This window comes from Aeromonas sp. EU05-FHT14A05, from assembly GCF_058791175.1.
The window spans coordinates 171,040-197,253 of record NZ_JBYTDH010000005.1 but is presented as its reverse complement, the minus strand read 5'-3'; the positions used below and the strand labels follow the sequence as shown (position 1 = coordinate 197,253).

The window sequence follows — 26,214 nt, the reverse complement described above, 5'->3', positions numbered from 1 at the left end:
GAGACACAAGAAGGGCGCCATCAGGCGCCCTTCTTTTCATGCTTGCCGATCACCCTCAGCCGTTCAGGAACTCGGTGAAGGCGTCTATCACCTCGTCGATGTCGTCATCGGTGATCTGCAGATGGGTCACCAGCCTCAGCTCCCCGTAGCCGGAGAAGAGGATGCCGCGCTCCTTCATGAAGCCGAGCAGGGTGGCGGGATCTCCCTGGGTCAGGCGCAGGAACACCATGTTGGTCTGCACCTCTTCCATATTGAGTGAGATGCCGGGCAAGGAGGCCAGCCCCTCAGCCAGGCGCCTGGCACGGCGATGATCGTCCGCCAGCCGGGTGACGTGCTGATCCAGGGCAAACAGCGCGGCCTGGGCCAGGATCCCCCCCTGACGCATGCCGCCCCCCAGCATCTTGCGCAGCCGTCTGGCCCGCGCGATGAAGCCATGGGAGCCCACCAGCAGTGAACCGACCGGCGTCCCCAGCCCCTTGGAGAGACAGACGGAGATGCTGTCGAAGGGGGCCGCGATGGCCGCAACCGGCTCGCCGCTCGCCACCACCGCATTGAAGAGACGGGCCCCGTCCAAGTGCAGCAGCAAGCCGTGCTCATTCACAAAATCGCGCATCTCGCGCAGGTAGGACAGCGGCAGCACCTTGCCGTTGTGGGTATTTTCAAGGCACACCAGCCGGGTCTGGACAAAGTGGGCGTCATCGGGGGCGATGGCGGCCCGCACGTCGTTGAGCGCCAGGGTACCGTCGGCCTGCATGGGAACAGACTGCAGAGCCACCGAACCCAGCACGGCAGAGCCCTGCGCCTCGTAGCGATAGATGTGGGAGGCGGAGCCCAGCACGGCCCCCTCCCCGCGCTGGCAGTGGCTCATCATCGCCAGCAGGTTGGACATGGTGCCGGATGGCACGAACAGGGCCGCCTCTTTGCCCAGCAGCTCGGCACCCCGACGCTCCAGCGCATTGATGCTGGGATCTTCCCCGTAGACATCATCGCCCACCTCGGCGTGCAGCATGCTCTGGCGCATGGCTTCCGTGGGTTGGGTCACGGTATCACTTCGTAAATCGATATAGCGCATGTCATCCTCCTGATGCAGGAGCATGACATTAACCAGCCGGCACCATGCTGGCAAGGGATGGGGGGCGGGAATGTGAGCCCGGCGGCTCACCAGGGCAGCGGCTGGCCGCGCAGGTCCACGAAGCGGCCGGAGTGCGCCAGGGTCAGCGAGGCCAGGAGATCCAGCAACTGCGGCGCCACCAGGGCGGGATCCTGCAACAGGGCGGGGTCAAGCCCCTGCCGGAAGGGTTGCTGCATGGGGGTGTCCATGAGCCCGGGGTGAACCGTGATGACGCCGGCGCCGGGGAAGCGCTCGGCCCACTCGGCGGCCAGGATCCTGGCCCCCATGTTGAGGGCTGCCTTGCTCATCCGGTAGCTGTAGCGCCCGACGGCTTCCAGGTTGCCGGTCCCGAGGCTGCCCGCCAGATCCGAGAGAGAGCAGAGCCACAGCCGGCTCTCGGGGGTCATGAGCCGGCTCAGGCTGGCCCCCAGGGCCAGGTGGGGCCAGGCATTGGCCTGCAGGCTTTCCCCCAGCCACTGAGGGCTTACCTCCTCCACCCGCCGCTCCGGCATGTGATTGAGATCGTGCAGCAGGCCTATGGTGTTGATCACCACAGTCGGCAGGGTGGTGGCGTCATAGAGGGTGAACAGGGCCTCGAAGGAGAGCGGATCCACCTCCTGCAACGGGAAATAGCAGGCGGGATCCAGCCCTTTGGGCAACTGCCTGCCCGCCAGCAACCACTCTTCGCCACGGCTGGCGAGTTCGTGGGCCAGGGCCCCCCCCAACCCGCCACTGCCCAGGATCAGATAACTCATCTGTGTGTCCTTGGATTTGTCCCTTGCTTAGAGGGTATCAGAAGAATGGCGCCCTGCCGGGGCCTGCGGCCTCAGGCCTCTGCCAGATGACGGCCAAACTCCCGCGCCCGCGCCAGATCCAGAAAACCGTCCGCCTGCTTGTGGCTGCGCAGAAACTGGTAGTAGGCGAGCAGGATCACCAGATGCTGCTCGTCCGGCAGCGGCTGGCCGGGGAGCGTCTCCTGCACCAGCGCCCCCGCCGCCGCCAGCGCGTCCCTGTCCACCACCTCGGCCTGGCGGTAGAGATAACCGCAGCCGGTGGCGAGCCACTCCAGGGAGCAGTTCGCCCCCATGGCGATCTGGTTCGCCTTGCCAAGGCCGGGCTCGGCCCCTTTCAGATACTTGCGGATCAGGGCCTCACTCAACCCCACCTTGCGGGCGAAGGCGCTGACGCTGCCCTCCCCGATCAGGCTCTGCAGCCTGGCGGCAAATCCTTCCATCACCACCTCTCCATCGTCTTTCTGGCCCGACTCTGCGCCCGGGCACCGTTATCGGTCAGAACCATAGTTCGAATTCGCGAGGGGGGCATTATTGCCTTGTCCGCCAGAAGAGACCAAGATGCTGGCAGCATTGATTCTGCCTTTATTTTTCCGTCTCTTTATCCGTAGAGGAGTCACCATGTCCGTATCCCGTCTTGCCCTGCACCATCAAGGCCCCACCTTCTCCCGCCTCATCATGGGCTACTGGCGCCTGATGGAGTGGCAACTCTCCCCGGCCGCCCTGCTGGATCTGATGAAATACCACCTGGATCTCGGGGTCACCACCATAGATCACGCCGACATCTACGGCGGCTACCAGTGCGAGGAGGCCTTCGGCCAGGCCCTGCGTCTGGAGCCCTCCCTGCGCAGCCGGATGGAGATTGTCAGCAAGTGCGGCATCGCCCTCACCGCCAAGCCGGAACACGCCCTCAATCACTACAACACCAGCAAGGGCCACATCGTCGCCAGCGCCGAGGCCTCCTTGCAAAAGCTCGGCACCGATCACCTGGATCTGCTGCTGATCCACCGCCCCGACCCCCTGATGAATGCCGACGAGGTGGCCGAGGCCTTCATCAGCCTCAAGCAGGCGGGCAAGATCAAGCACGCCGGCGTCTCCAACTTCACTCCCCATCAGTTCAATCTGCTGCAATCCCGCCTGCCCTTCCCCCTGGTCACCAACCAGCTGGAGATCTCGCCGCTGCACCAGGAAGGGACGCTGGATGGCGCCCTGGATCAGTGCCAGCAACTGGGCATCAAGCCCATGGCCTGGTCCTGCCTCGGTGGCGGACGGCTGTTCAACGATCCCGCCTATGCCCCGCTGCGAGCCGAGCTCGAGCAGATCCGCCAGGAGGTGGGGGCCCAGCACCTGGAGCAGGTGGTCTACGCCTGGGTGATGATGCTGCCGAGCCAGCCGCTGCCGCTCATCGGCTCGGGCAAGCGGGAGCGGATCGCCGCCGCCGTGGCGGCCGAGTCCATCGTGCTCAACCGCCAGCAGTGGTTCCGCATCCGCAAGGCCGCCCTGGGTTACGATGTGCCCTGATCCCGCCTGCCACTGAGCGGGAGGCAAACAAAAACGGCATGGAGTGATCCATGCCGTTTTTCGTTATCGAGACGATTCAACGATGGCGCTGGGGGCGACCACGAGGTGCATCTGTCTTCGGTTTGGCCTGGTTGACTGTGATGGTCCGGCCACCTATTTCGGTGCCATGCAACTCGGCGATGGCCTTCTCGGCATCCCCGTTGACAGGCATTTCAATGAAGCCAAACCCCTTGGACTGACCGGTATCGCGATCGATGATGATATCGACCTTGTCTACCTGCCCAAATTGGCTGAACACGGTTGTCAGTTCGTCGGCCGTCATCCGGTACGACAGATTACCTACGTAAATCTTCATGCCATCCACTCTCGATTCAAGGTGCCTTCTCTATGCATCCACCGACCTGGAGTAAGGGCACAACCCCCCTGCCGGACCAGCCATGGCATCATGCCGTGGCACTCCCTGCCTCGAGGCCCAAGTCGTTGATCTCTTGGACTATCGGAGCAGGAAAGATCAATTCGAATCAGAGGGAGTATCTGAGCTTTGCGATAGATTGTCGAGAAAATAGTCAGGCTGGCTGCAGCGCGGCCAACAACCGGCTCAGGGCGCGGCGGCTGTGCCAGGCCCGTTTAAAACCGAAGCGATAGACCCCGGGGGCCACCTCATGGGTGCCTTCCCGGGTCAGACCCAGCAAGGCAGTGGCGTCGGCCAGGGCCTCCCCATCCAGCCCCAGATCCAGGCTGAAGTCGAGCCACTGACCGTCGTGTCCCACCTTGCGATCCCGCTCTATGCCCACCAGTGCCGCCCTCGGCAGGGCCAGGGCCCTGTCTTCGCCACCGTTGAGCAGATAGAGGTGATGGTCGTCCCAGGCGAGCTCCGCCAACCGCCAGCGCTGCCAGTTGCGTGGCAACACCATCATCACCAGCACTATGCCGCCAAACACCAGACCGACCCAGGGCAGCAGCCCCATCTCGGGATAACCCAGCAAGAGCGCGGCCACCACAGTCCCCAGGCTCGCCAGCAACAGGCAGATCATGACCCCGTAGAAGCGTCGCGCCGGGGGCATCAGCCAGTTCACTCCCCCCTGCGATGCCAGTTCACTGACTCTCATTTCATCCTCCTCACATGATGGAAACGGCCCTGCCGCATCGGCGTTGGCCCGCATTGTGCGCGAGCCCGCCCATGGGTTGCAACCGGCGCGGCGGCACGGATGACGGCCAGCCGCCACTCTTGGTATGCTTGGGGCTGTCTGAGCCCGCCATCTTCAGGAGTCCCATGTTCGCCACTGCCCTGCTGCTCACCACCAGCGCCCTCTATGCAGAAGCCATCGGCGGCTACGCGGCCGGTTGCCTTAACAATGCCGTGGCCCTGCCGCTGACAGGACCCGGCTATCAGGTGATCCGCAGCAAGCGGCTGCGCTATTACGGTCACCCCGATCTCATTCACTACCTGCAGGGCCTGGCCAACCAGACCAGGCTGGCCGGCATGCCGGATCTCTATATCGCCGATCTCGCCATGGCGCGGGGCGGCCCCTTCACCTCTGGCCATCGCAGCCACCAGACCGGCCTCGATGCCGACATCTGGTTTCGCATGGCCGACAGGCCCATCAGCAAGTGGGAGCAGGATGCCCCCAAGGAGTGGGCGCTGATCGACGAGCCCAGCTACCGTATGCTGCCCGGCCGCTTCGGCCCCCGGCAGCTCAATCTGCTGCGCCTCGCCGCCAACAAGCCCGAGGTGGCGCGCATCTTCGTCAATCCCGTCATCAAGGCCGAGGTGTGCAAACGGGCGGCCGATGAACCCTGGGTCGCCAAGCTGCGCCCCTGGGTCGGCCACTTCAGCCACTTTCACGTCAGGTTGCGCTGCCCGGCAAACAGCCCGGATTGCCAGCCCCAGGCCCCTATCCCCCCCGGCAACGGCTGCGATGCCGAGCTGGCCTCCTGGCTCAAGGACAAGCCCCAGTTGCCCAAGGTCTCCATGAGCTACCGAGCTCCCGTCTTGCCGAAGCGTTGTGAGGGCTGACCACAAGCTGCTATGGTGAGCCGATATCCGTCAGAAATTTCAATGGAGAACAACAAGATGGCCACTTCACTCCGGCACAGGGCCACCCAGTGCCTGCTGACTTTCACCCTGCTGCTGGGATTGACCGGGTGCGGCATGAACAACATTCCCACCCTGGATGAGCAGGTCAAGGCGAGCTGGGGGCAGGTCGAGAACCAGTACCAGCGCCGGGCCGATCTCATTCCCAACCTGGTGGCCACCGTCAAGGGGTACGCCAGCCACGAGCAGGAGACCCTCAAGGCGGTCACCGATGCCCGTGCCCGGGTCGGCAGCGTGCAGGTGAGCGATCCCTCCCAGCTCAAGGCCTTTGAAGCGGCCCAGGATCAGCTCTCCAGCGCCCTCTCCCGCCTGATGGTGGTGGTGGAACGCTACCCGGATCTGAAGGCGGATCAGCAGTTCCTGACCCTGCAGGCCCAGCTGGAAGGCACCGAGAACCGCATCGCGGTGGCGCGGCGCGATTACATAGAGGCGGTACGCCAGTTCAATACCGAGATCCGCACCTTCCCGGGGGTCATCTGGTCCAAGCTGCTCTATTCGGATCTCGAGGCCAAACCCAGCTTCAGCGCCAGGCCCGGTGCCGATGAGGCGCCCAAGGTCAGCTTCCAATGACGATGATGCTGCGCGCGCTGCTCCCCTTGCTGCTGCTCTGGACGGCGGCGCTGCACGCCGCCCCCGCCTTTCCGCCGTTGAGCGGACGTGTGGTGGATGAGGCGGCCCTGATGTCACGCAAGCAGGCCCACCAGCTGACCCAGCAACTGGCCGCCTTCGAGAAGCGCAGCGGCATCCAGCTGGTGGTGGTCTCCATCGACAGCCTGGATGGGGAGACCATAGAGGAGTACGGCTACCAGCTCGGCCGCCACTGGGGCATAGGCCAGAAGGGCAAGAACAACGGCGTGCTGCTGTTGATCGCCCAGGATGAGCGCAAGGTGCGCATCGAGGTGGGCTATGGCCTGGAGGGCGCCCTGCCCGATGCCATCGCCGCCAACATCATCCAGACCCGGATCCTGCCCGCCTTCAAGCGCGGCGACATGGTGGCCGGCGTGGTGGCCGGCAGCCAGGGCATCATGCAGGCCCTGGCAGGGGAATACCAACCGGTGGACAACGCCAGCAAGGAAGACAAGCTCGGCGGCCCCTGGCTGTTCATCCTGGTGGTGGTCGTGATGCTAGTGCTGCACAACCTGCGGGGAGGCGGTGGCGGCGGTGGTCGCGGCCGGCGCCGCGCCGCTTACATGGCCGGCGGTTTCGGCGCCGGACCCTCCGGCGGTGGCTTTGGGGGCGGCGGCGGTTTCAGTGGCGGTGGTGGCAGTTTTGGGGGCGGTGGTGCCTCCGGTGGTTGGTAATCAGGGAGCAAGAGACAAGACGATGATTTCAAAACAGTTCTATCACACCTTGCAGGCCAGGGTACGACAAGCCGAGCAGGCCACGGACGCCGAGCTGGTCACAGTGCTGGCCCCCGCCAGCGATGGCTACCGCTACATCCCGACCCTGTGGGCCGCGCTGCTGGCCATGCTCACTCCCCTGCTGGTGTTCCAGCTCGGCTTCTGGCTCGGCTGGTACGAAATCCTGCTGGTGCAGTGGTCGGTCTGGCTGCTGCTGAGCCTGCTGTTCCACTGGACCCCCATCAAGATGCGGCTGATCCCGAAAAAAGTTCGTCAGCACAGGGCGGCCCTGATGGCCCGCCTGCAGTTTGTCGAGCAGGGACTGCACCGCACCCGCGACCGGCTCGGGGTGCTGATCTTCGTCTCGGTGGCGGAGCACTATGTGGAGATCCTGGTGGATGACGGCATCGCCCAGCACATAGACAACGCGCAGTGGCAGCAGATCATCGACGACTTCGTGGTGCGGGTGCGCAACAAGGAGGTGGAACAGGGTTTCCTCGAGTGCGTGGATCGCACCAGCGCCATCCTGACCGATGCGTTTCCGGCCACCCGGGATCAAAACGAGTTGCCCGACAGCCTGATCATTTTGGACAAACCCTGAAGCGGCTTAAAAAACCGGCATTCTGTGCAAGGGATAGGCATTCGATAAAGATTCTGAAAAATAAGGGGAAAAGTGTTTGACCCCGAGTCAGCTTTCCCCTAAATTACGCCCCGTTCCAGCGCAACGGCGCAGCGAACGACGTGGTGATTGAACACGTTAAACAGCAGTCGAAAATTTGGTGAGGTGTCCGAGTGGCTGAAGGAGCACGCCTGGAAAGTGTGTATACGGCAACGTATCGAGGGTTCGAATCCCTCCCTCACCGCCAAACTATAAGAAACCGACCTCAGGGTCGGTTTTTTTGCATCTGGTGGCATAACAACACCCGATGCCGATGGAGGGAGGGTGAGAAGCCTCGTCGGGCTCGAGCAGAGCAGCTTACTGCGATGAACGGCCAGAGGCCGCCCCGAAGGGGTGAGCCACGCAGTGGCAAATCATCCCTCCCTCACCGCCAAATTATAAGAAACCGACCTCAGGGTCGGTTTTTTGCTTTCCGGCTGTTCGCTGACATCGACACCTTCCCCGGCTCGTATTCCCCTCCTCTTCCCTGCCCGCTCTCTGCTTCTCTCTGCCTTAGCCAACCCCCTTCCCAAGACGCCATCCGTGGTGGATCTCCTTAGGCAAGCCGATGGGGGTTCGTCCAGGAGCTATGCTATTGGTCGCCCATGGAGGGAAGCCTTCGGCATCAGCCCGGCTGGCTCCTGGCAATCACATCTTTATTCAACAGGAGATAAAGCGATGAGCGAGCAACCCACCATAGTCCTGGTGCACGGCTTCTGGGGCGGCGCGGCGCACTGGGGCAAGGTCATAGTGGCGTTATCACGGCGGGGCTTCACCAAACTGAAGGCGGTTGAGCTGCCCCTCACCTCCCTGGCCGACGACGCCGAGCGAACCCGCAAGATGGTGGCCCAGCAGAGCGGCCCCGTGCTGCTCGTCGGCCACTCCTACGGTGGAGCCGTCATCACCGAGGCGGGCAACCTGCCCAACGTGATCGGCCTGGTCTATGTCGCCGCCTTCGCCCCGGATGCCGGTGAAAGTCCGGGCGCCCTCACCCAGAGCCTGCCGCCCGCAGCCATGGCCAACATAGCGCCCGACAGCGACGGCTATCTCTGGATAGTGGCGGACAAGTTTCACGAGAGTTTCTGCCAGGACTTGACCCCGGAGGAGGCTCTGGTGATGGCGGTGACCCAGAAGGCGCCGCTGGGGGGCACCTTTGGCAACAACATCACGGCGCCGGCCTGGAAGAAAAAACCAAGCTGGTATCAGATATCCAGCGAAGACCGCATGATCCACCCGGACAATCAGCAGAAAATGGCGTCACGCATCGCACCGCGCAAGACGGTGACGCTGGCGGCCAGCCACGCCTCCCTCGCCTCGCGAGCGGACGAGATAGCCTCCCTCATCGCGGAGGCGGCCAGCCAGGCTGATTGAAGGAGATCTGCGTCATCCCCGCGGCGCCGTAAGGGGCCTCGGGGATCCACTGGCACGGACAGGCTTCCCAGGCTGACCGGGTCGCTCGCCGGATTTCAACCTCTCCCCCTTGGCCCGCTCTCCCATCAGGGCCTCTTCCTCAATGACTGGTATCAAACGCACACTACCGCTCGCCCCATCAAGGTCCTCATGATCCCGCCATCCTGGCCGAAACAGGAGGGACAAGTTCATGATTCCGAGCCGTCCGATATTGCTCATCGATTGGATTTCATTTTGAAAAACTGATAGTTAAATGACTACACTAGCCACACACAACGCATAGGGATATGGATAGATGAGTCTTATTGGTTTGCTGCTGGCCCTGGCTGCCATCCTGGGTGGCAACATCATCGAGGGGGGACACCCCAGCGCCCTGCTCGATCTCCCCGCCTTTCTCATCGTGATCGGGGGCACAGTGGGTGCCGCCCTGACCCAATTCCCCTTCTCCGTGGTCGGCAAGACCTTCAAGCGTTTCAAGTGGCTCATCTCTCCCCTGCGCCTCGACATGCTGGAGCAGGCCCAGTTGCTGGAAACCCTGGCAGGCAACGCCCGGCGCAGCGGCATGCTGGCACTGGAGGGGATGATCGATGACATCAAGGATCCCTTCCTGAAAAAAGGGGTGCAGATGATGGTGGATGGCTACGAGAAGACCAAGATCCACGAGGTGCTGGAAAACGAGATCGAGTTCGAGCAGGAAGATCTCGAGCAGACCGTCAAATTCTACGAAGCCATGGGGGGCTACTGCCCGACCATGGGGATAGTCGGGGCCGTGTTCGGCCTCATTCACGCCATGGGGCTGCTGGATGCGCCGGACAAGCTCGGTGGCGCCATCGCGGTGGCCTTCATCGCCACCATCTACGGGGTCGGCGCCGCCAACCTGATCTTCCTGCCCTTTGGCAACCGCTACAAGGGCTTCGCCCACCAGATCCGCCATTACAAGGAGATGACCCTGACCGGCATCCTCTGCATAGTGGACGGCGAGTCACAACAGCGGTTGCAAGTGACCCTTGAACCCTACCTCGGAGGCCATGGTGGCGAAAAAGAAAAAGGCTGAAGCACCGGAGAACCATGAGCGCTGGCTGGTCTCCTATGCCGACTTCATGACCCTGCTGTTTGCCCTGTTCGTGGTGCTCTACTCCTTCGCCATGGCCAAGCAATCGGAGACCCGGGTGCTGATCCAGGGCTTTATCGAGTCTCTTGGCAAGATAGGCCTCATCTCTCTGCCCGCTGGCTCTCCCGTGATGCAGGGGGGGACGGGCATCCTGGAGCCGGAATCCAAGACCACGCCGGGTACCTCCCAGAAGGAGGAGCTGCTGGACACCCAGAGCCCGGCCGCCGCGGCCGACCCTTTCAACGAGACCATAGGCGCCTCGGAGAAGCCCAGCGCCACCGAGTCATGGCCGCACAAGACCAAGGAGCAGGATTGGGCCACTGTCACCAAGCAAAAACTGCAGCAGCAGCTCAAGAGCCAGATTGAATCCCAGGAGATCGAGGTGGAGCAGCTCGGCAGTCAGCTGGTGATCCGCATCGGCGAGAAGACCCTGTTCCCGGCCGATTCGGCCTTCCTGCAGCCCCAGTTCATTCCCCTGGTCAACAAGGTCTCCGACGTGCTGGCCGATATTCCGGGCATGGTGGTGGTCACCGGCCACACCGACAACTCCCAGGCGCCGGTGGAGCTCTATCGCAACAACTGGGAACTGTCGGTGCTGCGGGCGGCCACCATAGTCCATACCCTGCTCACCAACCCCAAGCTGGACTCGCGGCGCGTCATCGCCCAGGGCGTGGCAGACACCCAGCCCCGCTTTGCCAACGACACCCCGGCCCATCGCCAGGCCAACCGCCGGGTGGAGATAGTGCTCTCCCAGGGCAAGGCGGCTGAACAAGCCCTCCCCCTCCTCGCCCCTTGATGAAAAGACCCCGCCATGCGGGGTCTTTCGTTTTGCCGATTAGTTTATTTCTCAAGCAGATCGGCTGTTTTCCCTGCCGGGTAAAAGCAATTGAAAATGATTCTCAAATGAGAAAATTGACCCCGCTAGCAAAACGCGATTTTCCTCCCGTTGATTAATAATTAATCCTTTGAAATGACATGTAAATCAGTATGGAACTGGCATAATACGTAGCATCCTTGTTAAGTCACATGATTAATTCGGTTAGGGAAAACACCTATGTTTGCTGATATTGCTGTCCAGCATTGGGCCTTTGCTGTCTACGTCATTGGGGCCATCTGCATCTGCCTGACCATGATAGGCGTCGCGGCCTTGCTGGGGGGACGAGCCTATGGCCGTGCCAAGAACAGGCCCTTCGAATCGGGCATCGAGTCCGTCGGCAATGCCCGTCTGCGTTTCTCCGCCAAGTTCTACCTGGTCGCCATGTTCTTCGTCATCTTCGACGTCGAGGCGCTCTATCTCTTCGCCTGGTCCGTCTCCGTTCGGGAGAGCGGCTGGGTCGGTTTCATCGAAGCCACCATCTTCATCACCCTGCTGCTGGTAGGCCTCATCTACCTGTGGCGCATCGGTGCCCTCGACTGGGCCCCGAAGAAACGCGTCCTGACTGACAAGAAGCCAGACTGATTTACCGATTATCCCTTTGAGGTTGCACCATGAAGTACACCCTGACCCGGATTGACCCGGATGCGCCCGTTGAGCGCTACCCCCAGGAACAGCGCCAGACCGTCGATGACCCGCTGGCGCAGCAGGCGACCCGCGGCATCATGATCGGGCGCCTCGAAGAGGTGTTGCAAGACACCGTCAACTGGGGCCGCAAGAACTCCCTCTGGCCCTACAACTTCGGCATCTCCTGCTGCTATGTGGAGATGTGTACCGCCTTCACCTCCCCCCATGACGTGGCCCGCTTCGGCGCCGAAGTCATCCGGGCTTCGCCCCGTCAGGCGGATTTCATGGTGATCGCCGGGACCCCCTTCATCAAGATGGCCCCCGTCATCCAGCGCCTCTATGAACAGCTGCTCGAACCCAAGTGGGTCATCTCCATGGGCGCCTGTGCCAACTCGGGCGGCATGTATGACATCTATTCCGTGGTGCAGGGGGTGGACAAGTTCCTGCCGGTCGACGTCTACATCCCGGGCTGCCCGCCCCGTCCCGAAGCCTTCCTGCAGGCCCTGATGCTGCTGCAGGACTCCATCGGCAAGGAGCGCCGTCCCCTCTCCTGGGTGGTGGGTGATCAGGGGATCTACCGTCCCCAGATGCAGGCCGAGAAGGATCGCAAGCGGGAAGAGCGCATCCAAGTCACCAACCTGCGCACGCCGGATGAGATCTGACCATGAAACTGACTCGAGAATTCCCAAGCAACTACACCATGGCCCAGGGGCAGATGGCGGATCACGCCGATGCCCAGGTGGTCGGCGAGCTGTTCGCCCACTTCGGTGCCGAGCGCTTCACGGTGCAGAGCACCCGCACCGGGGTGCCGGTGATCTGGCTCTCCCGCGATCTGCTGCTGGACGTGATGGGCTTTTTGCAAAAGCTCCCCTCCCCCTTCGTGATGCTGTTTGATCTCAGCGCCACCGACGAGCGGATGCGCAGCCACCGTCACGGCCTGCCGGGCAGCGACTTCACCGTCTTCTATCACCTCATCTCCATCGACCGTAACGCTGACGTGATGCTGAAGGTGCCGCTGATGGAGAGCGATCTGCACCTGCCCACCGTCAGCCGCCACTTCCCCAACGCCAACTGGTACGAGCGGGAAGTCTGGGATCTGATGGGCATCACCTTCGACGGTCACCCCCATCTCACCCGCATCATGATGCCCAAGAGCTGGCAGGGACACCCGCTGCGCAAGGACTACCCGGCCCGCGCCACCGAGTTCGATCCCTTCATGCTCGATGCGGTCAAGCAGGATCAGGAGCAGGACAACCTGCTGTTCAAGCCCGAAGAGTGGGGCATGGCCCGTGGCAACGAGAACGAGGACTACATGTTCCTTAACCTCGGCCCGAACCACCCCTCGGCCCACGGCGCCTTCCGCCTGGTGCTGCAGCTCGACGGGGAGGAGATCCGCGACTGCGTGCCCGACATCGGCTATCACCACCGCGGTGCCGAGAAGATGGGCGAGCGCCAGTCCTGGCACAGCTACATCCCCTACACCGACCGGGTCGAGTATCTGGGCGGCGTGATGAACAACCTGCCCTATGTGCTGGCGGTCGAGAAGCTGGCGGGGATCAAGGTACCCAACCGGGTCGACATGATCCGGGTGATGATGGCGGAGCTGTTCCGCATCCAGAGCCACCTGCTGTTCCTTGGCACCTACATCCAGGACGTGGGGGCCATGACGCCGGTCTTCTTTACCTTCACCGACCGGCAGAAGATCTACACCATCATTGAGGCCATCACGGGCGCCCGCATGCACCCGGCCTGGTTCCGCATCGGTGGCGTGGCCCACGATCTGCCCACCGGCTGGGCCCGCCTCATCCAGGACAACCTGCTGAGCTGGCTGCCCAAGCGCTTGATGGAGTATGAGAAGGCCGCCATGCGCAACAGCATACTGCGCGGTCGCACCATAGGCGTCGCCGCCTACAACACGGCGCAGGCGCTCGCCTGGGGCACCACGGGGGGCGGTCTGCGGGCCACCGGCCTCAACTTCGACGTGCGCAAATGGCGCCCTTATTCCGGCTACGATCAGTTCGAGTTCGAGGTGCCGGTGGGGAGCAACGGGGATGCCTACGACCGCGCCACCGTGCGCATCGAGGAGATCCGCCAGAGCATGCGCATCATAGAGCAGTGCATGAAGAACATGCCGGAGGGGCCCTTCAAGGCGGATCACCCGCTCACCACGCCGCCACCCAAAGAGCGCACCCTGCAGGACATCGAGACCCTGATCACCCACTTCCTGCAAGTGTCATGGGGCCCGGTGATGCCGGCCGCCGAGTCCTTCCAGATGATAGAGGCGACCAAGGGCATCAACAGCTACTACCTGACCAGCGACGGCTCCACCATGAGCTACCGGACCCGGATCCGGACCCCGAGCTTTGCCCACCTGCAGCAGATCCCCTCGGTGATCCGCGGCCAGATGGTGTCGGACCTCATCGTCTACCTGGGCAGTATCGATTTCGTTATGTCAGATGTGGATCGTTGAGTCCTCTCGCCCCGGCAGACGGGGCGAAGGGCAAGACGCGCAGTAAAGGGAAAAGCCACAAAAGGTCAAGTCATGAGCCAATGTCAGTGTCACAATAACCAGACCCCCCAAGGGCAAGGGGCATGCAGCAGCAAACAGGGCGATTTCGTCCTGAGCCAGGCTGAGCGCGATGCCATCGAACATGAGAAACACCACTACGAAGATCCCCGTGCCGCCAGCATAGAAGCGCTCAAGATAGTGCAGCAGGCCCGCGGCTGGGTGCCCGACGGCGCCATTCACGCCATCGGTGCCGAACTCGGCATCCCCGCCAGCGACGTGGAGGGGGTCGCCACCTTCTACAGCCAGATCTTCCGCCAGCCGGTGGGTCGCCACATCATCCGCGTCTGCGACAGCATGGTCTGCTACATCAACGGCCACGAGCAGCTGCTGGCCGGTCTGAAAGAGGTCGTCAATCTGGCCCCCGGTCAGACCTCCCCGGATGGCCGCTTCACCCTGCTGCCGGTCTGCTGCCTCGGCAACTGCGACAAGGGGCCGGCCATCATGATCGATGACGACACCTATGGCGGACTCGATCCGGTGACGTTGCTGAAAACCCTGGAGGCTTACCCATGAGCATTCAGCCAGGCAAGACACTCGCCTCCCTCGGCACCGCCAACCGCGTCCCCCGCGCCCCCGAGACCCATCCCCTCACCTGGCGGCTGCGGGATGACGGCCAGCCGGTGTGGCTGGAGGAGTATCAGGCCAAGCAAGGCTATGAGGCCGCCCGCAAGGCACTGGGCCAGATGAGCCCGGATGAGATCGTCAGCACCGTCAAGGACGCCGGCCTCAAGGGGCGCGGCGGCGCCGGCTTCTCCACCGGGGTGAAGTGGGGCCTGATGCCCAAGGACGAGAGCATGAACATCCGTTACCTGCTCTGCAACGCCGACGAGATGGAGCCGAACACCTACAAGGATCGGCTGCTGATGGAGCAACTGCCCCACCTGCTGATCGAGGGGATGATCATCAGTGCCCGGGCCCTCAAGGCCTATCGCGGCTACATCTTCCTGCGCGGCGAGTACGTGGATGCCGCCATCCACCTGCGCCGCGCGGTGGAAGAGGCCAAGGCCGCGGGGCTGCTCGGCAAGAACATCCTGGGCTCGGGTTTTGACTTCGAGCTGTTCGTCCACACCGGCGCCGGCCGCTACATCTGTGGCGAAGAGACGGCGCTCATCAACTCCCTGGAAGGACGGCGCGCCAACCCGCGGGCCAAACCCCCCTTCCCCGCCGTCTCCGGTGTCTGGGGCAAGCCCACCTGCGTCAACAACGTCGAGACCCTGTGCAACGTGCCCGCCATCATCGGCAACGGCGTCCCCTGGTATCAGGGGCTGGCGCTGCCGGGCTCGGAAGATCACGGCACCAAGCTGATGGGCTTCTCCGGCAAGGTGAACAACCCCGGTCTCTGGGAGCTGCCGTTTGGCATCACCGCCCGCGAGCTATTCGAAGAGTACGCAGGCGGCATGAAGGCCGGCTATCGCCTCAAGGCCTGGCAACCTGGCGGCGCCGGAACCGGCTTCCTGCTGCCCGAGCACCTGGATGCCCAGATGTATGCAGGCGGCATCGGCAAGGTCGGCACCCGCATGGGCACCGGCCTCGCCATGGCGGTGGATGACAGCATCAACATGGTCGGACTCTTGCGCAACATGGAGGAGTTCTTCGCCCGCGAATCCTGCGGCTGGTGCACCCCCTGCCGCGACGGCCTGCCCTGGAGCGTCAAGATCCTGCGGGCCCTGGAGCGTGGCGAAGGCCAACCCGAGGATCTCGCCACCCTGGAGCAGCTGGTCAGCTTCCTGGGGCCAGGCAAGACCTTCTGTGCCCATGCCCCCGGCGCCGTCGAACCCCTTGGCAGTGCCATGAAGTACTTCCGGTCCGAGTTCGAGGCCGGGGTCAAGGCCCCCCATGACAATCACAAGCTGTTCAAGGGTATCCAGCCCAATCTGCTGGGCGAGCGCTGGTAATACGCCAGGACGCATCGGGCAATAGCCGATTTCACAAAACAGGTTTCAGGGAAGTTGTATGGCAACCATTCATGTAGACGGTAAAGAGTTCGAGGTAGACGGGGCAGACAACCTGCTGCAAGCCTGTCTGTCGCTGGGTCTGGACGTCCCCTATTTTTGCTGGCACCCGGCGCTCGGCAGCGTCGGCGCCTGCCGCCAGTGCGCGGTCAAACAGTACCAGAATGCCGACGACAAGCGCGGCCGCCTGGTCATGTCCTGCATGACCCCCTCCACCAATGGCACCTATATCTCCATCGAGGACGAAGAGGCGAAGGAGTTTCGCAAGACGGTGGTGGAGTGGCAGATGACCAACCACCCCCACGACTGTCCGGTGTGCGAAGAGGGTGGCGCCTGCCACCTGCAGGACATGACGGTGATGACGGGCCACAACAGCCGCCGCTACCGCTTCACCAAGCGCACCCACCAGAATCAGGATCTCGGTCCCTTCATCAACCATGAGATGAACCGCTGCATCGCCTGCTATCGCTGCGTGCGCTACTACAAGGATTACGCCGGCGGCGAGGATCTGGGAGTCTACGGCGCCCACGACAACGTCTACTTCGGCCGGGTCGAGGATGGCACCCTGGAGAGCGAGTTCTCCGGCAACCTGGTGGAGGTCTGCCCCACCGGCGTCTTCACCGACAAGACCCACTCCGAGCGCTACAACCGCAAGTGGGACATGCAGTTCGCCCCCAGCATCTGCCAGCAGTGTTCCGTCGGCTGCAACATCAGCCCGGGGGAGCGTTATGGCGAGCTGCGCCGCATCGAGAACCGCTTCCACGGCGCCCTGAACCACTACTTCCTCTGTGATCGTGGCCGCTTCGGTTACGGCTATGTCAACCAGGCCGACCGCCCGCGCCAACCCCTGCTGCAGGATGGCAATGACAAGCTGGCCATCACGGTGGATGGCGCCCTCAACCGCGCCGCCGATGCCCTGCGCACCGCAAGCGGCATCATCGGCATCGGCTCGCCCCGCGCCTCGCTCGAGAGCAACTTCGCCCTGCGCGAGCTGGTGGGCGCCGCCAACTTCTACGCAGGCGTCGAGCAGAGCGAATGGGCCTGCCTGCAGAAGATGCTGCATGTGCTGCATCAGGGTGGGGTACGTACCCCCAGCCTTAGGGACATGGAAGAGGCCGACGCCGTGCTGGTGCTGGGTGAAGATGTCACCCAGACCGCCGCCCGCATCGCCCTGGCCCTGCGCCAGGCGGTCAAGGGCAAGGGACGCGAAATAGCCCGCAAGCTGAAGGTGGATCTCTGGCAGGTCGCCGCGGTGCAGACGCTCGCTCAGAATGAGCGCTACCCCTTGCTCATCACCAGCCTGGATCAGACCCGTCTCGACGACGTGGCCGCCGATACACTGCACGCCCCCCACGCCGATCAGGCCCGCCTCGGCTTTGCCATCGCCCACCTGCTCGACGGCTTGGCCCCTGCCCCGCAGGATCTGGGCGCCGATCAGCTGGCCCAAGCCAGCCGCTGGGCCGAGCTGCTTGGCAATGCCAAGAAGCCCCTCATCATCGCAGGCAATGGTGCCCGCAACCAGGCGCTGATCGAGGCGGCCAGCAACATAGCCCACGCCCTCAAGGGTCGCGGCCAGGCCGTGGAGCTGGCACTGGTGGCCCAGGAGGCCAACAGCCTGGGGCTGGCCATGCTGGCCGGCAACGCCGCCCCGCTGGAAGCCGCCCTCGAGCGCATCGAAGGGAGCGAGTCCCTTGCCTTGATCACCCTGGAGAACGATCTCTATCGCCGCGCCCCCCGCAACCGGGTCGATACCGCCATCAAGCGCCTGCAGCATCTGCTGGTGGTGGATCATCAGGACACCGGCACCGCCCGGCAGGCCCACCTGGTGCTGCCTGCCGCCAGCTTCGCGGAGGCCGATGGCACTGTGGTGAACATGGAAGGCCGCGCCCAGCGCTTCTTCCAGGTCTATGCCCCCGCCTTCTACGACGCCGACATTCAGGTGCGCGAAGGCTGGCGCTGGCTGGCCGCGCTGCAAGGCATGCTGGACGGCAAGTCCCCGCGCTGGAGCACCTTCGACGAGGTGAGTGCAGCCTGCGCCGCCTCGGCCCCGCTGCTGGTCACCATGCGCGAAGCCGCCCCCAACGCGGGTCTGCGCATCCGCGGCATGAAGCTCGCTCGCGAGCCGCACCGCTACAGCGGCCGCACCTCCATGCTGGCGGATCAGAACGTGAGCGAGCCCCGTGTGGCGCAAGATCCCGACTCCCCGTTCGCCTTCTCCATGGAAGGCTATGCCGGCGCCCGCCAGCCCCTGCAACAGGTGCCGTTCGCCTGGGCACCGGGCTGGAACTCCCCCTCTGCCTGGAACAAGTTCCAGGACGAGGTGGGTGGCAACCTGCGGGCCGGCGATCCCGGTCGTCGCCTGCTGGAGCCAGGCAGCGAGTCCCTCGGCTGGTTCGACACCATTCCCGCCCCCTTCAGGGCAGAAACAGCCCTGCAGGTGGTCAGTTATGACCAGCTGTTCGGTGGCGACGAGCTCTCCGCGCGCAGCCCCGTCATCCAGGCCCGCATGGGGGACCCCGAGCTGGTGCTGAACCCGGCCGACGCCGCCCGTTTGGCCCTTCATGCCGGCCATCTGGTGGCCTTCTCCTGGGGGGGTCACCACTGGCGGCTGCGCCTGCGGATCAGCGAGCGGCTGGCACCAGGCCTGCTCGGCCTGCCCCTGGGGGCCCATGGTCTGCCAACCGCGCTGCACCAGGCCTATGTGACTGACTTGCAGGAGGCCATCGCATGAGCAATGAGCTGATCGATCTGTTGCTGGAGGTAGGCAAAGCCTTGATCGTGCTGGTGGGGATAGTGGGGGCTGGCGCCTTCATGAGCTTCATCGAGCGCCGTCTGCTGGCGCTCTGGCAAGACAGGTACGGCCCCAACCGGGTGGGCCCCTTCGGCCTGCTGCAACTGGCGGCCGACATGGTCAAGATGTTCTTCAAGGAGGACTGGATCCCGCCGTTCGCGGATCGCCGGATCTTCGTGCTGGCCCCCATCATCGCCTTTACCGCCTTCATCCTGGCGTTTGCGGTGGTGCCCATCACCCCCACCTGGGGCGTGGCGGATCTCAACGTGGGGTTGCTCTACATCCTGGCCATCGCAGGGCTTGCTGTCTACGCCGTGCTGTTCGCCGGCTGGTCGAGCAACAACAAGTACTCCCTGCTCGGCAGCCTGCGCGCCTCGGCCCAGACCCTCTCCTACGAGGTGTTCCTCGGCCTGTCGCTCATGGGCATCGTCATCCAGACCGGCAGCTTCAACCTGCGGGATATAGTGGAAGCGCAAGCCGGTTTGTGGAACGTGATCCCCCAGTTCCTGGGCTTCATCACCTTCCTGTTTGCCGGGGTTGCCGTCACCCACCGCCACCCGTTTGACCAGCCGGAGGCCGAGCAGGAGCTCGCCGACGGCTATCACATCGAGTACGCGGGCATGAAGTGGGGTCTGTTCTTCGTGGGCGAGTACATCGGCATAGTGCTGATCTCCTCCCTCATCGTGACCCTCTTCTTCGGTGGCTGGCACGGCCCCTGGCTGCCGCCCTTCATCTGGTTTGCCCTGAAGACCGCCTGTTTCATGGTGTTCTTCATCCTGCTGCGGGCCTCCCTGCCCCGCCCGCGTTTTGACCAGGTGATGTCCTTTGGCTGGAAAGTCTGCTTACCGCTTACCTTGCTCAACATGCTGGTAACCGGCGCCGTCGTGCTTATGAACGTGCAGTGAGGCACCAATGAAAATTACGAGCATTATCAAGGGTGTTGGCACCCAACTGCGCAGTCTGGGGATGGTTTTCTCCCATGCCTGGCGCCCCCGCGAGACCCTGAACTACCCGGAGCAGCAGGTCTATGCCGCCCCCCGTTTCCGTGGCCGCATCGTACTGACCCGGGATCCGGACGGTGACGAGCGCTGCGTGGCGTGCAACCTGTGCGCCGTGGCCTGCCCGGTCGGCTGCATCTCGCTGCAAAAAGCGGAGCGGGACGACGGTCGCTGGTACCCGGAGTTCTTCCGCATCAACTTCTCCCGCTGCATTTTCTGCGGCCTGTGTGAAGAGGCCTGCCCCACCACCGCCATCCAGCTGACGCCGGATTTCGAGATGGGGGAGTATCGCCGCCAGGATCTGGTGTACGAGAAGGAAGATCTGCTGATCAGCGGCCCCGGCAAATACCCGGACTACAACTTCTACCGCATGAGCGGGATGGCCATCGACGGCAAGCCCAAAGGGGATGCCGAGAACGAAGCCAAGCCCATCGATGTCAAGAGCCTGCTGCCCTAGGAGTCAATCATGGAACTGGCATTTTATGCCGCGGCCCTGGTCGCCGTTTACAGCACGCTGCGGGTCATCAGCACCAGCAACCCCATGCATGCGCTGCTCAATCTCATCATCTCCCTCATCGCCGTGGCCATGATCTTCTTCTGCCTGGGGGCCTCCTTCGCAGGCGCCCTGCAGGTGATCGTCTACGCCGGCGCCATCATGGTGCTGTTCGTGTTTGTGGTGATGATGCTGAACCTGGGGTCCGCCCAGGATCAGGAGCGCAACTGGCTCACCCCCATGACCTGGGGTGGGCCTGCCCTGCTCTCCCTCATCCTGCTCGGCTTCCTGGCCCATGGCATTCTCGGGGTCACCGGCGGTGAACTCGGACTGACCGATGTCAGCGCCAAGGAGGTCGGCATCGCCCTGTTCGGCCCCTATGTGCTGGCGGTGGAGCTCGCCTCCATCCTGCTGCTGGCGGGTCTGGTCACCGCCTATCACCTTGGCCGTGAAGACAAGAGCGGGGAAGTGCTCTCCGTCCCCAAACCCACAGCTCGCCCATCCCAGGAAGGAGGTCAGTCATGAATGGAATCCCAATGGAACACGGTCTGCTGCTGGCCGCCATCCTGTTCTGCATCGGTTTGTGCGGTCTGCTGATCCGCCGCAACCTGCTGTTTATCCTCATGAGTATCGAAATCATGATGAATGCGTCCGCGCTGGCGTTCGTGGTGGCGGGTAGCCGCTGGGCCCAGGCCGACGGCCAGATCATGTACATACTGGTGATTTCTCTGGCGGCAGCGGAGGCCAGTATCGGCCTCGCCCTGTTACTGCTGCTCTATCGTCGTTACCACACCCTGAACGTGGACACTGTGAGCGAGATGCGCGGATGAGCCTCCTATACCTGACTTTCCTGTTCCCCCTGCTGGGGTGGCTGCTGCTGGCCTTCTCCATCGGCCGTCTCGGCGAGCGCAGCGCGGCACTCATCGGTGTCGGCAGCATAGGCCTGTCGGCCCTGACCACCCTCTGGGTCGGGTTCGACTTCCTCAATCACACCCCTGAGGGCGGCGTCTATACCCAGACCCTGTGGCAGTGGATGTCGGTGGGCAGCTTCACCCCCACTTTCCGTCTGGCGCTGGATGGACTGTCGCTCACCATGCTCGGGGTGGTGACCGGGGTGGGTTTCTTCATCCACCTGTTCGCCTCCTGGTACATGCGCGGGGAAGAGGGCTACTCCCGCTTCTTCACCTACACCAACCTCTTCATCGCCAGCATGGTGTTCCTGGTGCTGGCCGATGATCTCTTGTTCGTCTACCTCGGCTGGGAAGGGGTGGGGCTGTGCAGCTACCTGCTGATCGGCTTCTACTACCGCAACCCGGCCAACGGGGCCGCCGCCCTCAAGGCCTTCGTGGTGACCCGGGTCGGCGACGTCTTCCTCGCCATCGGGCTGTTCGTGCTCTACCGCGAGCTCGGCACCCTCAACATCCACGAGCTGCTGGTGCGTGCCCCCGCGATGTTTGCCGAGGGCTCCCCTGCCCTGTCGTTCGCCTGCCTGATGCTGCTCGGCGGCGCGGTCGGCAAGTCCGCCCAGCTGCCGCTGCAGACCTGGCTGGCAGACGCCATGGCGGGCCCGACCCCGGTCTCGGCACTGATCCACGCGGCCACCATGGTGACCGCCGGTGTCTACCTCATCGCCCGCACCCACGGCCTCTTCCTGCTGGCCCCGGAGATCCTCCATCTGGTGGCCCTGGTCGGTGCCATCACGCTGGTGCTGGCAGGCTTTGCCGCCCTGGTGCAGACCGACATCAAGCGGATCCTGGCTTACTCCACCATGAGCCAGATAGGCTACATGTTCCTGGCCTTGGGGGTCGGTGCCTGGGAAGGGGCCATCTTCCACCTGATGACCCACGCCTTCTTCAAGGCGCTGCTGTTCCTCTCCGCCGGTGCCGTGATAGTCGCGACCCACCACGAGCAGAACATCTTCAAGATGGGGGGCCTGCGCAAGAGCCTGCCGCTGGTCTATGCCTGCTTCCTGGTGGGGGGCTCGGCCCTGGCCGCGCTGCCGCTGGTCACCGCCGGCTTCTACAGCAAGGACGCCATCCTCTGGCAGGTGCAGGCCAGTGGCCAGAGCGCCCTGCTGTGGGCCGGTCTGGGTGGGGCCTTCCTGACCTCCCTCTACACCTTCCGCCTCATCTTCATCGCCTTCCACGGCAAGGAGCAGACCCAGGCCCACGCAGGCCACGGCCTGGCCCACCAGCTGCCGCTGCTGGTGCTGTTGGTGCTCTCCACCGGTGTGGGTGCCCTGATAGTGCCGCCGCTCGCCGGGGTACTGCCGGCAGGCCCGGGGGATCATATTGAAGAGGGACGCCACAGCCTCGAGATCCTCTCCGGCGTCATCGCTGTGGCAGGCATTGCGCTCGCCGCCTTCCTGTTCCTCGGCGAACGTCGCCTGGCGAAGGGGATCGCCGAGAGTGCCGCCGGCCGCGCGCTCAGCACCCTCTGGTTCAATGCCTGGGGCTTTGACTGGCTCTATGACTGGATCTGGGTCAAGCCCTACCTGCTGACAACCCGCTTGCTCGGCAAGGACCCGCTGGATCGGATGATGAACCTGCCCGCCGTGCTGGCCCAGGGGGGTCACCAGCTGCTGGCCTGGACAGTCTCCGGCAAGCTGCGCTGGTACGCCGCCTCCATGGGGATGGGCGCCGCCCTGATCCTGGCCCTGCTGCTGCTCGGCTGATCCATGAGCCCAATATGTGTGGCAGGCCCGGGGCCTGCCCGACTAGAACCTAGACGAGAGCTGATATCGTGACCTTACTCTGGATCTTGTTAATTCCTTTTATCGGCGGCTTGCTCTGCTGGCAGATGGAGCGACTCGGCGGACAATTCGTTCGCTGGGTGGCCCTGCTCTCCATGAGCGCCTGTCTGGTGCTCTCCGGTGCCATCTGGCTGGGGGGTGACTTCTCCCTCGCGAGCCCCGGCCTCCCCGTCTGGGCGGCCGAGTGGCAGCAACCCTGGATCCCCCGCTTCGGCATCTCATTGCACCTGGCGGTAGACGGCCTGTCACTCCTGATGGTGATGCTCACCAGCTTCATCGGGGTGCTGGCCATCCTCTGTTCCTGGAAAGAGATCGTGCAGCGCATCGGCTTCTTCCACCTCAACCTGCTGTGGATCCTGGGGGGCGTGCTCGGCGTCTTCATGGCGGTGGACCTGTTCCTCTTCTTCTTCTTCTGGGAGATGATGCTGGTCCCCATGTACTTCCTGATCGCGCTCTGGGGCCACTCGGTCACCGACGGCAAATCCCGGATCAACGCGGCCACCAAGTTCTTCATCTACACCCAGGCGAGCGGCCTCATCATGCTGGTGGCCATCCTGGGCCTGGTACTGACCCACCACGCCAGCACAGGCGTCTTCACCTTCAACTATCAGGAGCTGCTGAACACCCCCATGAGCAGCACGGTACAGTGGCTGCTGATGCTGGGCTTCTTCATCGCCTTCGCGGTCAAGATGCCCCTGGTGCCCCTGCACGGCTGGTTGCCGGACGCCCACAGCCAGGCGCCGACCGCGGGCTCAGTGGACTTGGCGGGCATCCTGCTGAAAACCGCCGCCTACGGCCTGCTGCGCTTCACCCTGCCGCTCTTTCCGGAGGCCTCCGCCGAGTTCGCCCCTTACGCCATGCTCCTTGGCCTGTTCGGCATCGTCTACGGCGCCCTGCTGGCCTTCGCCCAGACCGACATCAAGCGCCTGGTGGCCTACACCAGCATCTCCCACATGGGCTTCGTGATGATCGCCATCTATTCGGGCAGCGAGCTGGCCCTGCAGGGTGCCGTGGTGCAGATGATCGCCCACGGCCTCTCCGCCGCCGGTCTCTTCATCCTGTGCGGCCAGCTCTACGAGCGGCTGCACACCCGGGATCTGCGCCTGATGGGCGGCCTCTGGGGTCGGCTGCGCTACCTGCCCGGCGTGATGCTGTTCTTCTCGGTGGCCTCCCTTGGCATGCCGGGGACAGGCAACTTCGTCGGCGAGTTCCTGATCCTCATCGGCAGCTTCCAGGTGGCCCCCATCATCACCATCATCGCCACCTTCGGCCTGGTGCTGGCCTCGGTCTACTCCCTCATCATGCTGCAGCGCGCCTGCTTCGGTACCCCCAAGGACGAGAGCGTCCTCAAGGGCCTGGACAGACGGGAGCTGGCCATGATGCTGACCATAGCCGGCCTGCTGGTGCTGCTCGGTCTCTACCCGCAACCCGTGCTCGACACCGCCAGCAGCAGCCTGCTGAGCGTGCTGCACTGGTACGCGCTGCCAGCCACAGGAGCACTGCAATGATGCCCTCTCCTTCTCTCTCCCTTTCCTTGTCCACGCCGGGAGCCTTGTCATGACGTTTACCGCCGCCCAACTATTGGCCCTGCTGCCCCTGTTGCTGACCACCGGGGCCATGGTCGCCCTGATGCTCGCCATCGCCTGGAAGCGCTGCGATGACACCGCCTTCGTGGTGACCATCACAGGTCTCAACCTGGCGCTCTTCTCCCTGCCCATCGTCATGGCCCAGGGGGATCAGGGGGTCACTCCCCTGCTGCAAGTGGACAGCTACGCGGTCTTCTACATGGGGCTGGTGCTCATCGGGGCCCTGGCCACCTGTACCTTCGGTCGCTCCTGGCTCAAGGGCTACCCGGACAACCGGGAGGAGTTCTACCTGCTGCTGCTCATCGCCACCGCAGGCGGCCTGGTGCTGGCGGGTTCCCGTCACCTCGCGTCGCTGTTCATCGGGATCGAGATGCTGACCCTGCCCATGTTCGGCCTGGTGGGGTATGCCTACCGCGAGCGCCACTCCCTGGAGGCCAGCATCAAGTACATGGTGCTCTCCGCCGCCGCCACCGCCTTCCTGCTGTTCGGCATGGCGCTGCTCTATGCTCAGGCGGGCAGCCTGAGCTTCAGCGATCTCGGCCTGACCCTGGCCCAGAGCCCGGCTCACCACCCGCTGCTGATGGGGGGCTTCGGCCTGATGCTGGTGGGCTTCGCCTTCAAGCTCTCCCTGGCCCCCTTCCACCTCTGGACCCCGGATGTCTACGAAGGGGCACCTGCACCTGTGGCCACCTTCCTCGCCACCGTGAGCAAGATAGCCGTGTTCTGCGTGCTGCTGCGCTTCTACCTGGCGGTACCGGCCACCTCGGATCCCATGATCCACTGGCTGCTGGCAGCCATGGCGGTCATCTCCATCGTGGTCGGCAACCTCCTGGCGCTGATCCAGACCAACATCAAGCGGATGATGGGTTACTCCTCCATCTCCCACTTCGGCTATCTGCTGGCAGTGGTGGTGGCGAGCCGCCTCGGCCAGATGCCGGTGGAAGCGGCCGGTGTCTACCTGCTGATGTATCTGTTCACCAGCCTGGGGGCCTTCGGCGTCATCAGCATGATGTCCAGCCCCTATCGCGGCAAGGATGCGGACTCCCTGCACAGCTATCGCGGTCTGTTCTGGAAACGCCCCTACCTGACCGCCGTCATGACGGTGATGATGCTCTCCTTGGCGGGGATCCCCATGACACTCGGCTTCATCGGCAAGTTCTACCTCATCGGCGTCACCGTCGAGGCGCAGCTGTGGTGGCTCTCCGGCGCCATCGTGCTCGGCAGTGCCCTGGGGCTCTACTACTACCTGCGCGTCATGGTCACCCTCTACCTGCGCGAACCCGGCATGCAGCTGCGCGATGCCAGGGCCGACTGGGCCTTCTCCTCCGGCGGGCTTGTGGTGCTGCTCTCCGCCATCCTGGTGGTGCTGCTCGGCATCTATCCCCAGCCGGTCATCAGCCTGGTGCAGGGCTTCCAGCACGTGGTGCTGCGCTAACCTCAAGTACAGCCCACACAACAAAACCGGCCCCCGTGGCCGGTTTTTTATGTCCGCCAAGCCCCAAACCGGCTTGCCCGTCTGAGAAACGGCGCCAGAG

At 63.7% G+C, this 26,214-nt stretch carries 26 protein-coding genes, 1 tRNA gene and 1 other RNA gene; 23 read left to right on the top strand and 5 right to left on the bottom strand.

Translation table 11 applies throughout. The features are described 5' to 3' along the window. Positions 1–55: 55 nt before the first annotated feature. The 3 genes from ltaE to AC3WR3_RS09675 form a co-directional block, all read right to left on the bottom strand. Complete coding sequence (ltaE, locus tag AC3WR3_RS09685) at positions 56–1,072, bottom strand: low-specificity L-threonine aldolase (protein WP_492291746.1); 1,017 nt, start codon at positions 1,070–1,072, stop codon at positions 56–58. An 86-nt stretch (positions 1,073–1,158) separates the two neighbouring features. Continuing rightward, positions 1,159–1,866: a Rossmann-fold NAD(P)-binding domain-containing protein gene (locus AC3WR3_RS09680; RefSeq protein WP_139439329.1), complete on the bottom strand. Its 708-nt coding sequence runs from the start codon at positions 1,864–1,866 to the stop codon at positions 1,159–1,161. A 71-nt stretch (positions 1,867–1,937) separates the two neighbouring features. Then, positions 1,938–2,345, bottom strand: coding sequence for an XRE family transcriptional regulator (locus AC3WR3_RS09675; protein ID WP_492291745.1), 408 nt, complete (start codon positions 2,343–2,345; stop codon positions 1,938–1,940). Positions 2,346–2,523: 178 nt separating this feature from the next. Between AC3WR3_RS09675 and AC3WR3_RS09670 the strand changes: the two genes are divergently transcribed. Further along, entirely contained in the window at positions 2,524–3,423 is a 900-nt protein-coding gene (locus AC3WR3_RS09670; RefSeq protein ID WP_202045918.1) for an aldo/keto reductase, read from the top strand. 76 nt (positions 3,424–3,499) lie between these two features. On the opposite strand, the gene rbp is transcribed toward AC3WR3_RS09670, so the two are convergent. Together rbp and AC3WR3_RS09660 are read right to left on the bottom strand one after the other, a co-directional pair. Continuing rightward, positions 3,500–3,778: an RNA-binding regulator gene (gene rbp, locus AC3WR3_RS09665; protein WP_162519307.1), complete on the bottom strand. Its 279-nt coding sequence runs from the start codon at positions 3,776–3,778 to the stop codon at positions 3,500–3,502. 211 nt (positions 3,779–3,989) lie between these two features. Then, positions 3,990–4,532 (bottom strand): hypothetical protein, encoded by a 543-nt coding sequence (locus AC3WR3_RS09660; RefSeq protein ID WP_319912427.1) that lies wholly within the window; start codon positions 4,530–4,532, stop codon positions 3,990–3,992. 164 nt (positions 4,533–4,696) lie between these two features. On the opposite strand from AC3WR3_RS09660, the gene mepA reads away from it, so the two are divergent. The 22 genes from mepA to nuoN all read left to right on the top strand — a co-directional run bounded on the left by mepA (position 4,697) and on the right by nuoN (position 26,114). After that, positions 4,697–5,440 carry a penicillin-insensitive murein endopeptidase gene (gene mepA, locus AC3WR3_RS09655; RefSeq protein ID WP_319912428.1) on the top strand — a complete coding sequence of 248 codons (744 nt, stop codon included), beginning with the start codon at positions 4,697–4,699 and terminating at the stop codon, positions 5,438–5,440. 42 nt (positions 5,441–5,482) lie between these two features. Further along, on the top strand, positions 5,483–6,088 hold the full coding sequence (locus tag AC3WR3_RS09650; protein ID WP_492291744.1) for a LemA family protein: 606 nt from the start codon (positions 5,483–5,485) through the stop codon (positions 6,086–6,088). Next, complete coding sequence (locus tag AC3WR3_RS09645; RefSeq protein ID WP_492291743.1) at positions 6,085–6,819, top strand: TPM domain-containing protein; 735 nt, start codon at positions 6,085–6,087, stop codon at positions 6,817–6,819. The genes AC3WR3_RS09650 and AC3WR3_RS09645 overlap by 4 nt, the downstream gene beginning before the upstream one ends. A 22-nt stretch (positions 6,820–6,841) precedes the next feature. Beyond that, on the top strand, positions 6,842–7,459 hold the full coding sequence (locus AC3WR3_RS09640; RefSeq protein ID WP_041205604.1) for a TPM domain-containing protein: 618 nt from the start codon (positions 6,842–6,844) through the stop codon (positions 7,457–7,459). Between the two features lie 177 nt (positions 7,460–7,636). Then, positions 7,637–7,724: transfer RNA gene (locus tag AC3WR3_RS09635), tRNA-Ser, on the top strand. Between the two features lie 57 nt (positions 7,725–7,781). Continuing rightward, a non-coding RNA gene (locus tag AC3WR3_RS09630) (RtT sRNA) lies at positions 7,782–7,910 on the top strand. A gap of 284 nt (positions 7,911–8,194) precedes the next feature. Continuing rightward, on the top strand, positions 8,195–8,887 hold the full coding sequence (locus AC3WR3_RS09625) for an alpha/beta hydrolase (protein WP_342058328.1): 693 nt from the start codon (positions 8,195–8,197) through the stop codon (positions 8,885–8,887). Between the two features lie 334 nt (positions 8,888–9,221). After that, positions 9,222–9,980, top strand: coding sequence for a flagellar motor protein (locus AC3WR3_RS09620; protein ID WP_025327212.1), 759 nt, complete (start codon positions 9,222–9,224; stop codon positions 9,978–9,980). Then, positions 9,955–10,833: a MotB family protein gene (locus AC3WR3_RS09615; RefSeq protein WP_041204280.1), complete on the top strand. Its 879-nt coding sequence runs from the start codon at positions 9,955–9,957 to the stop codon at positions 10,831–10,833. The genes AC3WR3_RS09620 and AC3WR3_RS09615 overlap by 26 nt, the downstream gene beginning before the upstream one ends. Positions 10,834–11,091: 258 nt before the next feature. Beyond that, the gene (locus AC3WR3_RS09610) at positions 11,092–11,496 is read left to right on the top strand and encodes an NADH-quinone oxidoreductase subunit A (RefSeq protein WP_042652373.1); all 405 of its coding nucleotides are present in this window, start codon (positions 11,092–11,094) and stop codon (positions 11,494–11,496) included. Positions 11,497–11,525: 29 nt separating this feature from the next. Further along, positions 11,526–12,200, top strand: a complete 675-nt coding sequence (locus AC3WR3_RS09605; RefSeq protein WP_025327215.1) for a NuoB/complex I 20 kDa subunit family protein — start codon at positions 11,526–11,528, stop codon at positions 12,198–12,200. Between the two features lie 2 nt (positions 12,201–12,202). Further along, positions 12,203–14,008 (top strand): NADH-quinone oxidoreductase subunit C/D, encoded by a 1,806-nt coding sequence (gene nuoC, locus AC3WR3_RS09600; RefSeq protein ID WP_492291742.1) that lies wholly within the window; start codon positions 12,203–12,205, stop codon positions 14,006–14,008. Positions 14,009–14,080: 72 nt separating this feature from the next. After that, entirely contained in the window at positions 14,081–14,620 is a 540-nt protein-coding gene (nuoE, locus tag AC3WR3_RS09595; RefSeq protein ID WP_236661542.1) for an NADH-quinone oxidoreductase subunit NuoE, read from the top strand. Then, entirely contained in the window at positions 14,617–16,002 is a 1,386-nt protein-coding gene (nuoF, locus tag AC3WR3_RS09590; protein ID WP_319912430.1) for an NADH-quinone oxidoreductase subunit NuoF, read from the top strand. The genes nuoE and nuoF overlap by 4 nt, the downstream gene beginning before the upstream one ends. Before the next feature lie 58 nt (positions 16,003–16,060). Further along, positions 16,061–18,790, top strand: coding sequence for an NADH-quinone oxidoreductase subunit NuoG (gene nuoG / locus AC3WR3_RS09585; RefSeq protein WP_492291741.1), 2,730 nt, complete (start codon positions 16,061–16,063; stop codon positions 18,788–18,790). Continuing rightward, the gene (nuoH, locus tag AC3WR3_RS09580; protein ID WP_025327220.1) at positions 18,787–19,755 is read left to right on the top strand and encodes an NADH-quinone oxidoreductase subunit NuoH; all 969 of its coding nucleotides are present in this window, start codon (positions 18,787–18,789) and stop codon (positions 19,753–19,755) included. The genes nuoG and nuoH overlap by 4 nt, the downstream gene beginning before the upstream one ends. Positions 19,756–19,762: 7 nt before the next feature. Then, entirely contained in the window at positions 19,763–20,305 is a 543-nt protein-coding gene (gene nuoI, locus AC3WR3_RS09575; protein WP_025327221.1) for an NADH-quinone oxidoreductase subunit NuoI, read from the top strand. 9 nt (positions 20,306–20,314) lie between these two features. Continuing rightward, a complete protein-coding gene (gene nuoJ / locus AC3WR3_RS09570) occupies positions 20,315–20,866 on the top strand; it encodes an NADH-quinone oxidoreductase subunit J (protein WP_139434264.1) in 552 nt (183 codons plus the stop codon). Continuing rightward, positions 20,863–21,171 carry an NADH-quinone oxidoreductase subunit NuoK gene (gene nuoK / locus AC3WR3_RS09565; RefSeq protein WP_005314891.1) on the top strand — a complete coding sequence of 103 codons (309 nt, stop codon included), beginning with the start codon at positions 20,863–20,865 and terminating at the stop codon, positions 21,169–21,171. The genes nuoJ and nuoK overlap by 4 nt, the downstream gene beginning before the upstream one ends. Continuing rightward, on the top strand, positions 21,168–23,015 hold the full coding sequence (gene nuoL / locus AC3WR3_RS09560; protein WP_319912432.1) for an NADH-quinone oxidoreductase subunit L: 1,848 nt from the start codon (positions 21,168–21,170) through the stop codon (positions 23,013–23,015). The genes nuoK and nuoL overlap by 4 nt, the downstream gene beginning before the upstream one ends. Before the next feature lie 68 nt (positions 23,016–23,083). Then, complete coding sequence (gene nuoM, locus AC3WR3_RS09555) at positions 23,084–24,601, top strand: NADH-quinone oxidoreductase subunit M (protein WP_139434262.1); 1,518 nt, start codon at positions 23,084–23,086, stop codon at positions 24,599–24,601. Positions 24,602–24,650: 49 nt separating this feature from the next. Next, positions 24,651–26,114 (top strand): NADH-quinone oxidoreductase subunit NuoN, encoded by a 1,464-nt coding sequence (gene nuoN, locus AC3WR3_RS09550; RefSeq protein WP_025327224.1) that lies wholly within the window; start codon positions 24,651–24,653, stop codon positions 26,112–26,114. The last annotated feature ends 100 nt before the right edge of the window (positions 26,115–26,214 follow it).

Bases quoted from the DNA above. Each gene is read 5' to 3' on its own strand.
- AC3WR3_RS09640 (WP_041205604.1), top strand. From the start codon at position 6,842: ATGATTTCAAAACAGTTCTATCACACCTTGCAGGCCAGGGTACGACAA.
- mepA (WP_319912428.1), top strand. From the start codon at position 4,697: ATGTTCGCCACTGCCCTGCTGCTCACCACCAGCGCCCTCTATGCAGAA.
- AC3WR3_RS09675 (WP_492291745.1), bottom strand. From the start codon at position 2,345: ATGGAAGGATTTGCCGCCAGGCTGCAGAGCCTGATCGGGGAGGGCAGC.
- AC3WR3_RS09625 (WP_342058328.1), top strand. From the start codon at position 8,195: ATGAGCGAGCAACCCACCATAGTCCTGGTGCACGGCTTCTGGGGCGGC.
- AC3WR3_RS09645 (WP_492291743.1), top strand. From the start codon at position 6,085: ATGACGATGATGCTGCGCGCGCTGCTCCCCTTGCTGCTGCTCTGGACG.
- AC3WR3_RS09680 (WP_139439329.1), bottom strand. From the start codon at position 1,866: ATGAGTTATCTGATCCTGGGCAGTGGCGGGTTGGGGGGGGCCCTGGCC.
- nuoE (WP_236661542.1), top strand. From the start codon at position 14,081: ATGAGCCAATGTCAGTGTCACAATAACCAGACCCCCCAAGGGCAAGGG.
- AC3WR3_RS09620 (WP_025327212.1), top strand. From the start codon at position 9,222: ATGAGTCTTATTGGTTTGCTGCTGGCCCTGGCTGCCATCCTGGGTGGC.
- nuoN (WP_025327224.1), top strand. From the start codon at position 24,651: ATGACGTTTACCGCCGCCCAACTATTGGCCCTGCTGCCCCTGTTGCTG.
- nuoG (WP_492291741.1), top strand. From the start codon at position 16,061: ATGGCAACCATTCATGTAGACGGTAAAGAGTTCGAGGTAGACGGGGCA.
- ltaE (WP_492291746.1), bottom strand. From the start codon at position 1,072: ATGCGCTATATCGATTTACGAAGTGATACCGTGACCCAACCCACGGAA.
- AC3WR3_RS09610 (WP_042652373.1), top strand. From the start codon at position 11,092: ATGTTTGCTGATATTGCTGTCCAGCATTGGGCCTTTGCTGTCTACGTC.
- nuoJ (WP_139434264.1), top strand. From the start codon at position 20,315: ATGGAACTGGCATTTTATGCCGCGGCCCTGGTCGCCGTTTACAGCACG.
- AC3WR3_RS09670 (WP_202045918.1), top strand. From the start codon at position 2,524: ATGTCCGTATCCCGTCTTGCCCTGCACCATCAAGGCCCCACCTTCTCC.
- nuoH (WP_025327220.1), top strand. From the start codon at position 18,787: ATGAGCAATGAGCTGATCGATCTGTTGCTGGAGGTAGGCAAAGCCTTG.
- nuoF (WP_319912430.1), top strand. From the start codon at position 14,617: ATGAGCATTCAGCCAGGCAAGACACTCGCCTCCCTCGGCACCGCCAAC.
- AC3WR3_RS09650 (WP_492291744.1), top strand. From the start codon at position 5,483: ATGGAGAACAACAAGATGGCCACTTCACTCCGGCACAGGGCCACCCAG.
- nuoC (WP_492291742.1), top strand. From the start codon at position 12,203: ATGAAACTGACTCGAGAATTCCCAAGCAACTACACCATGGCCCAGGGG.
- nuoI (WP_025327221.1), top strand. From the start codon at position 19,763: ATGAAAATTACGAGCATTATCAAGGGTGTTGGCACCCAACTGCGCAGT.
- nuoL (WP_319912432.1), top strand. From the start codon at position 21,168: ATGAGCCTCCTATACCTGACTTTCCTGTTCCCCCTGCTGGGGTGGCTG.
- AC3WR3_RS09605 (WP_025327215.1), top strand. From the start codon at position 11,526: ATGAAGTACACCCTGACCCGGATTGACCCGGATGCGCCCGTTGAGCGC.
- AC3WR3_RS09660 (WP_319912427.1), bottom strand. From the start codon at position 4,532: ATGAGAGTCAGTGAACTGGCATCGCAGGGGGGAGTGAACTGGCTGATG.
- AC3WR3_RS09615 (WP_041204280.1), top strand. From the start codon at position 9,955: ATGGTGGCGAAAAAGAAAAAGGCTGAAGCACCGGAGAACCATGAGCGC.
- rbp (WP_162519307.1), bottom strand. From the start codon at position 3,778: ATGAAGATTTACGTAGGTAATCTGTCGTACCGGATGACGGCCGACGAA.
- nuoK (WP_005314891.1), top strand. From the start codon at position 20,863: ATGAATGGAATCCCAATGGAACACGGTCTGCTGCTGGCCGCCATCCTG.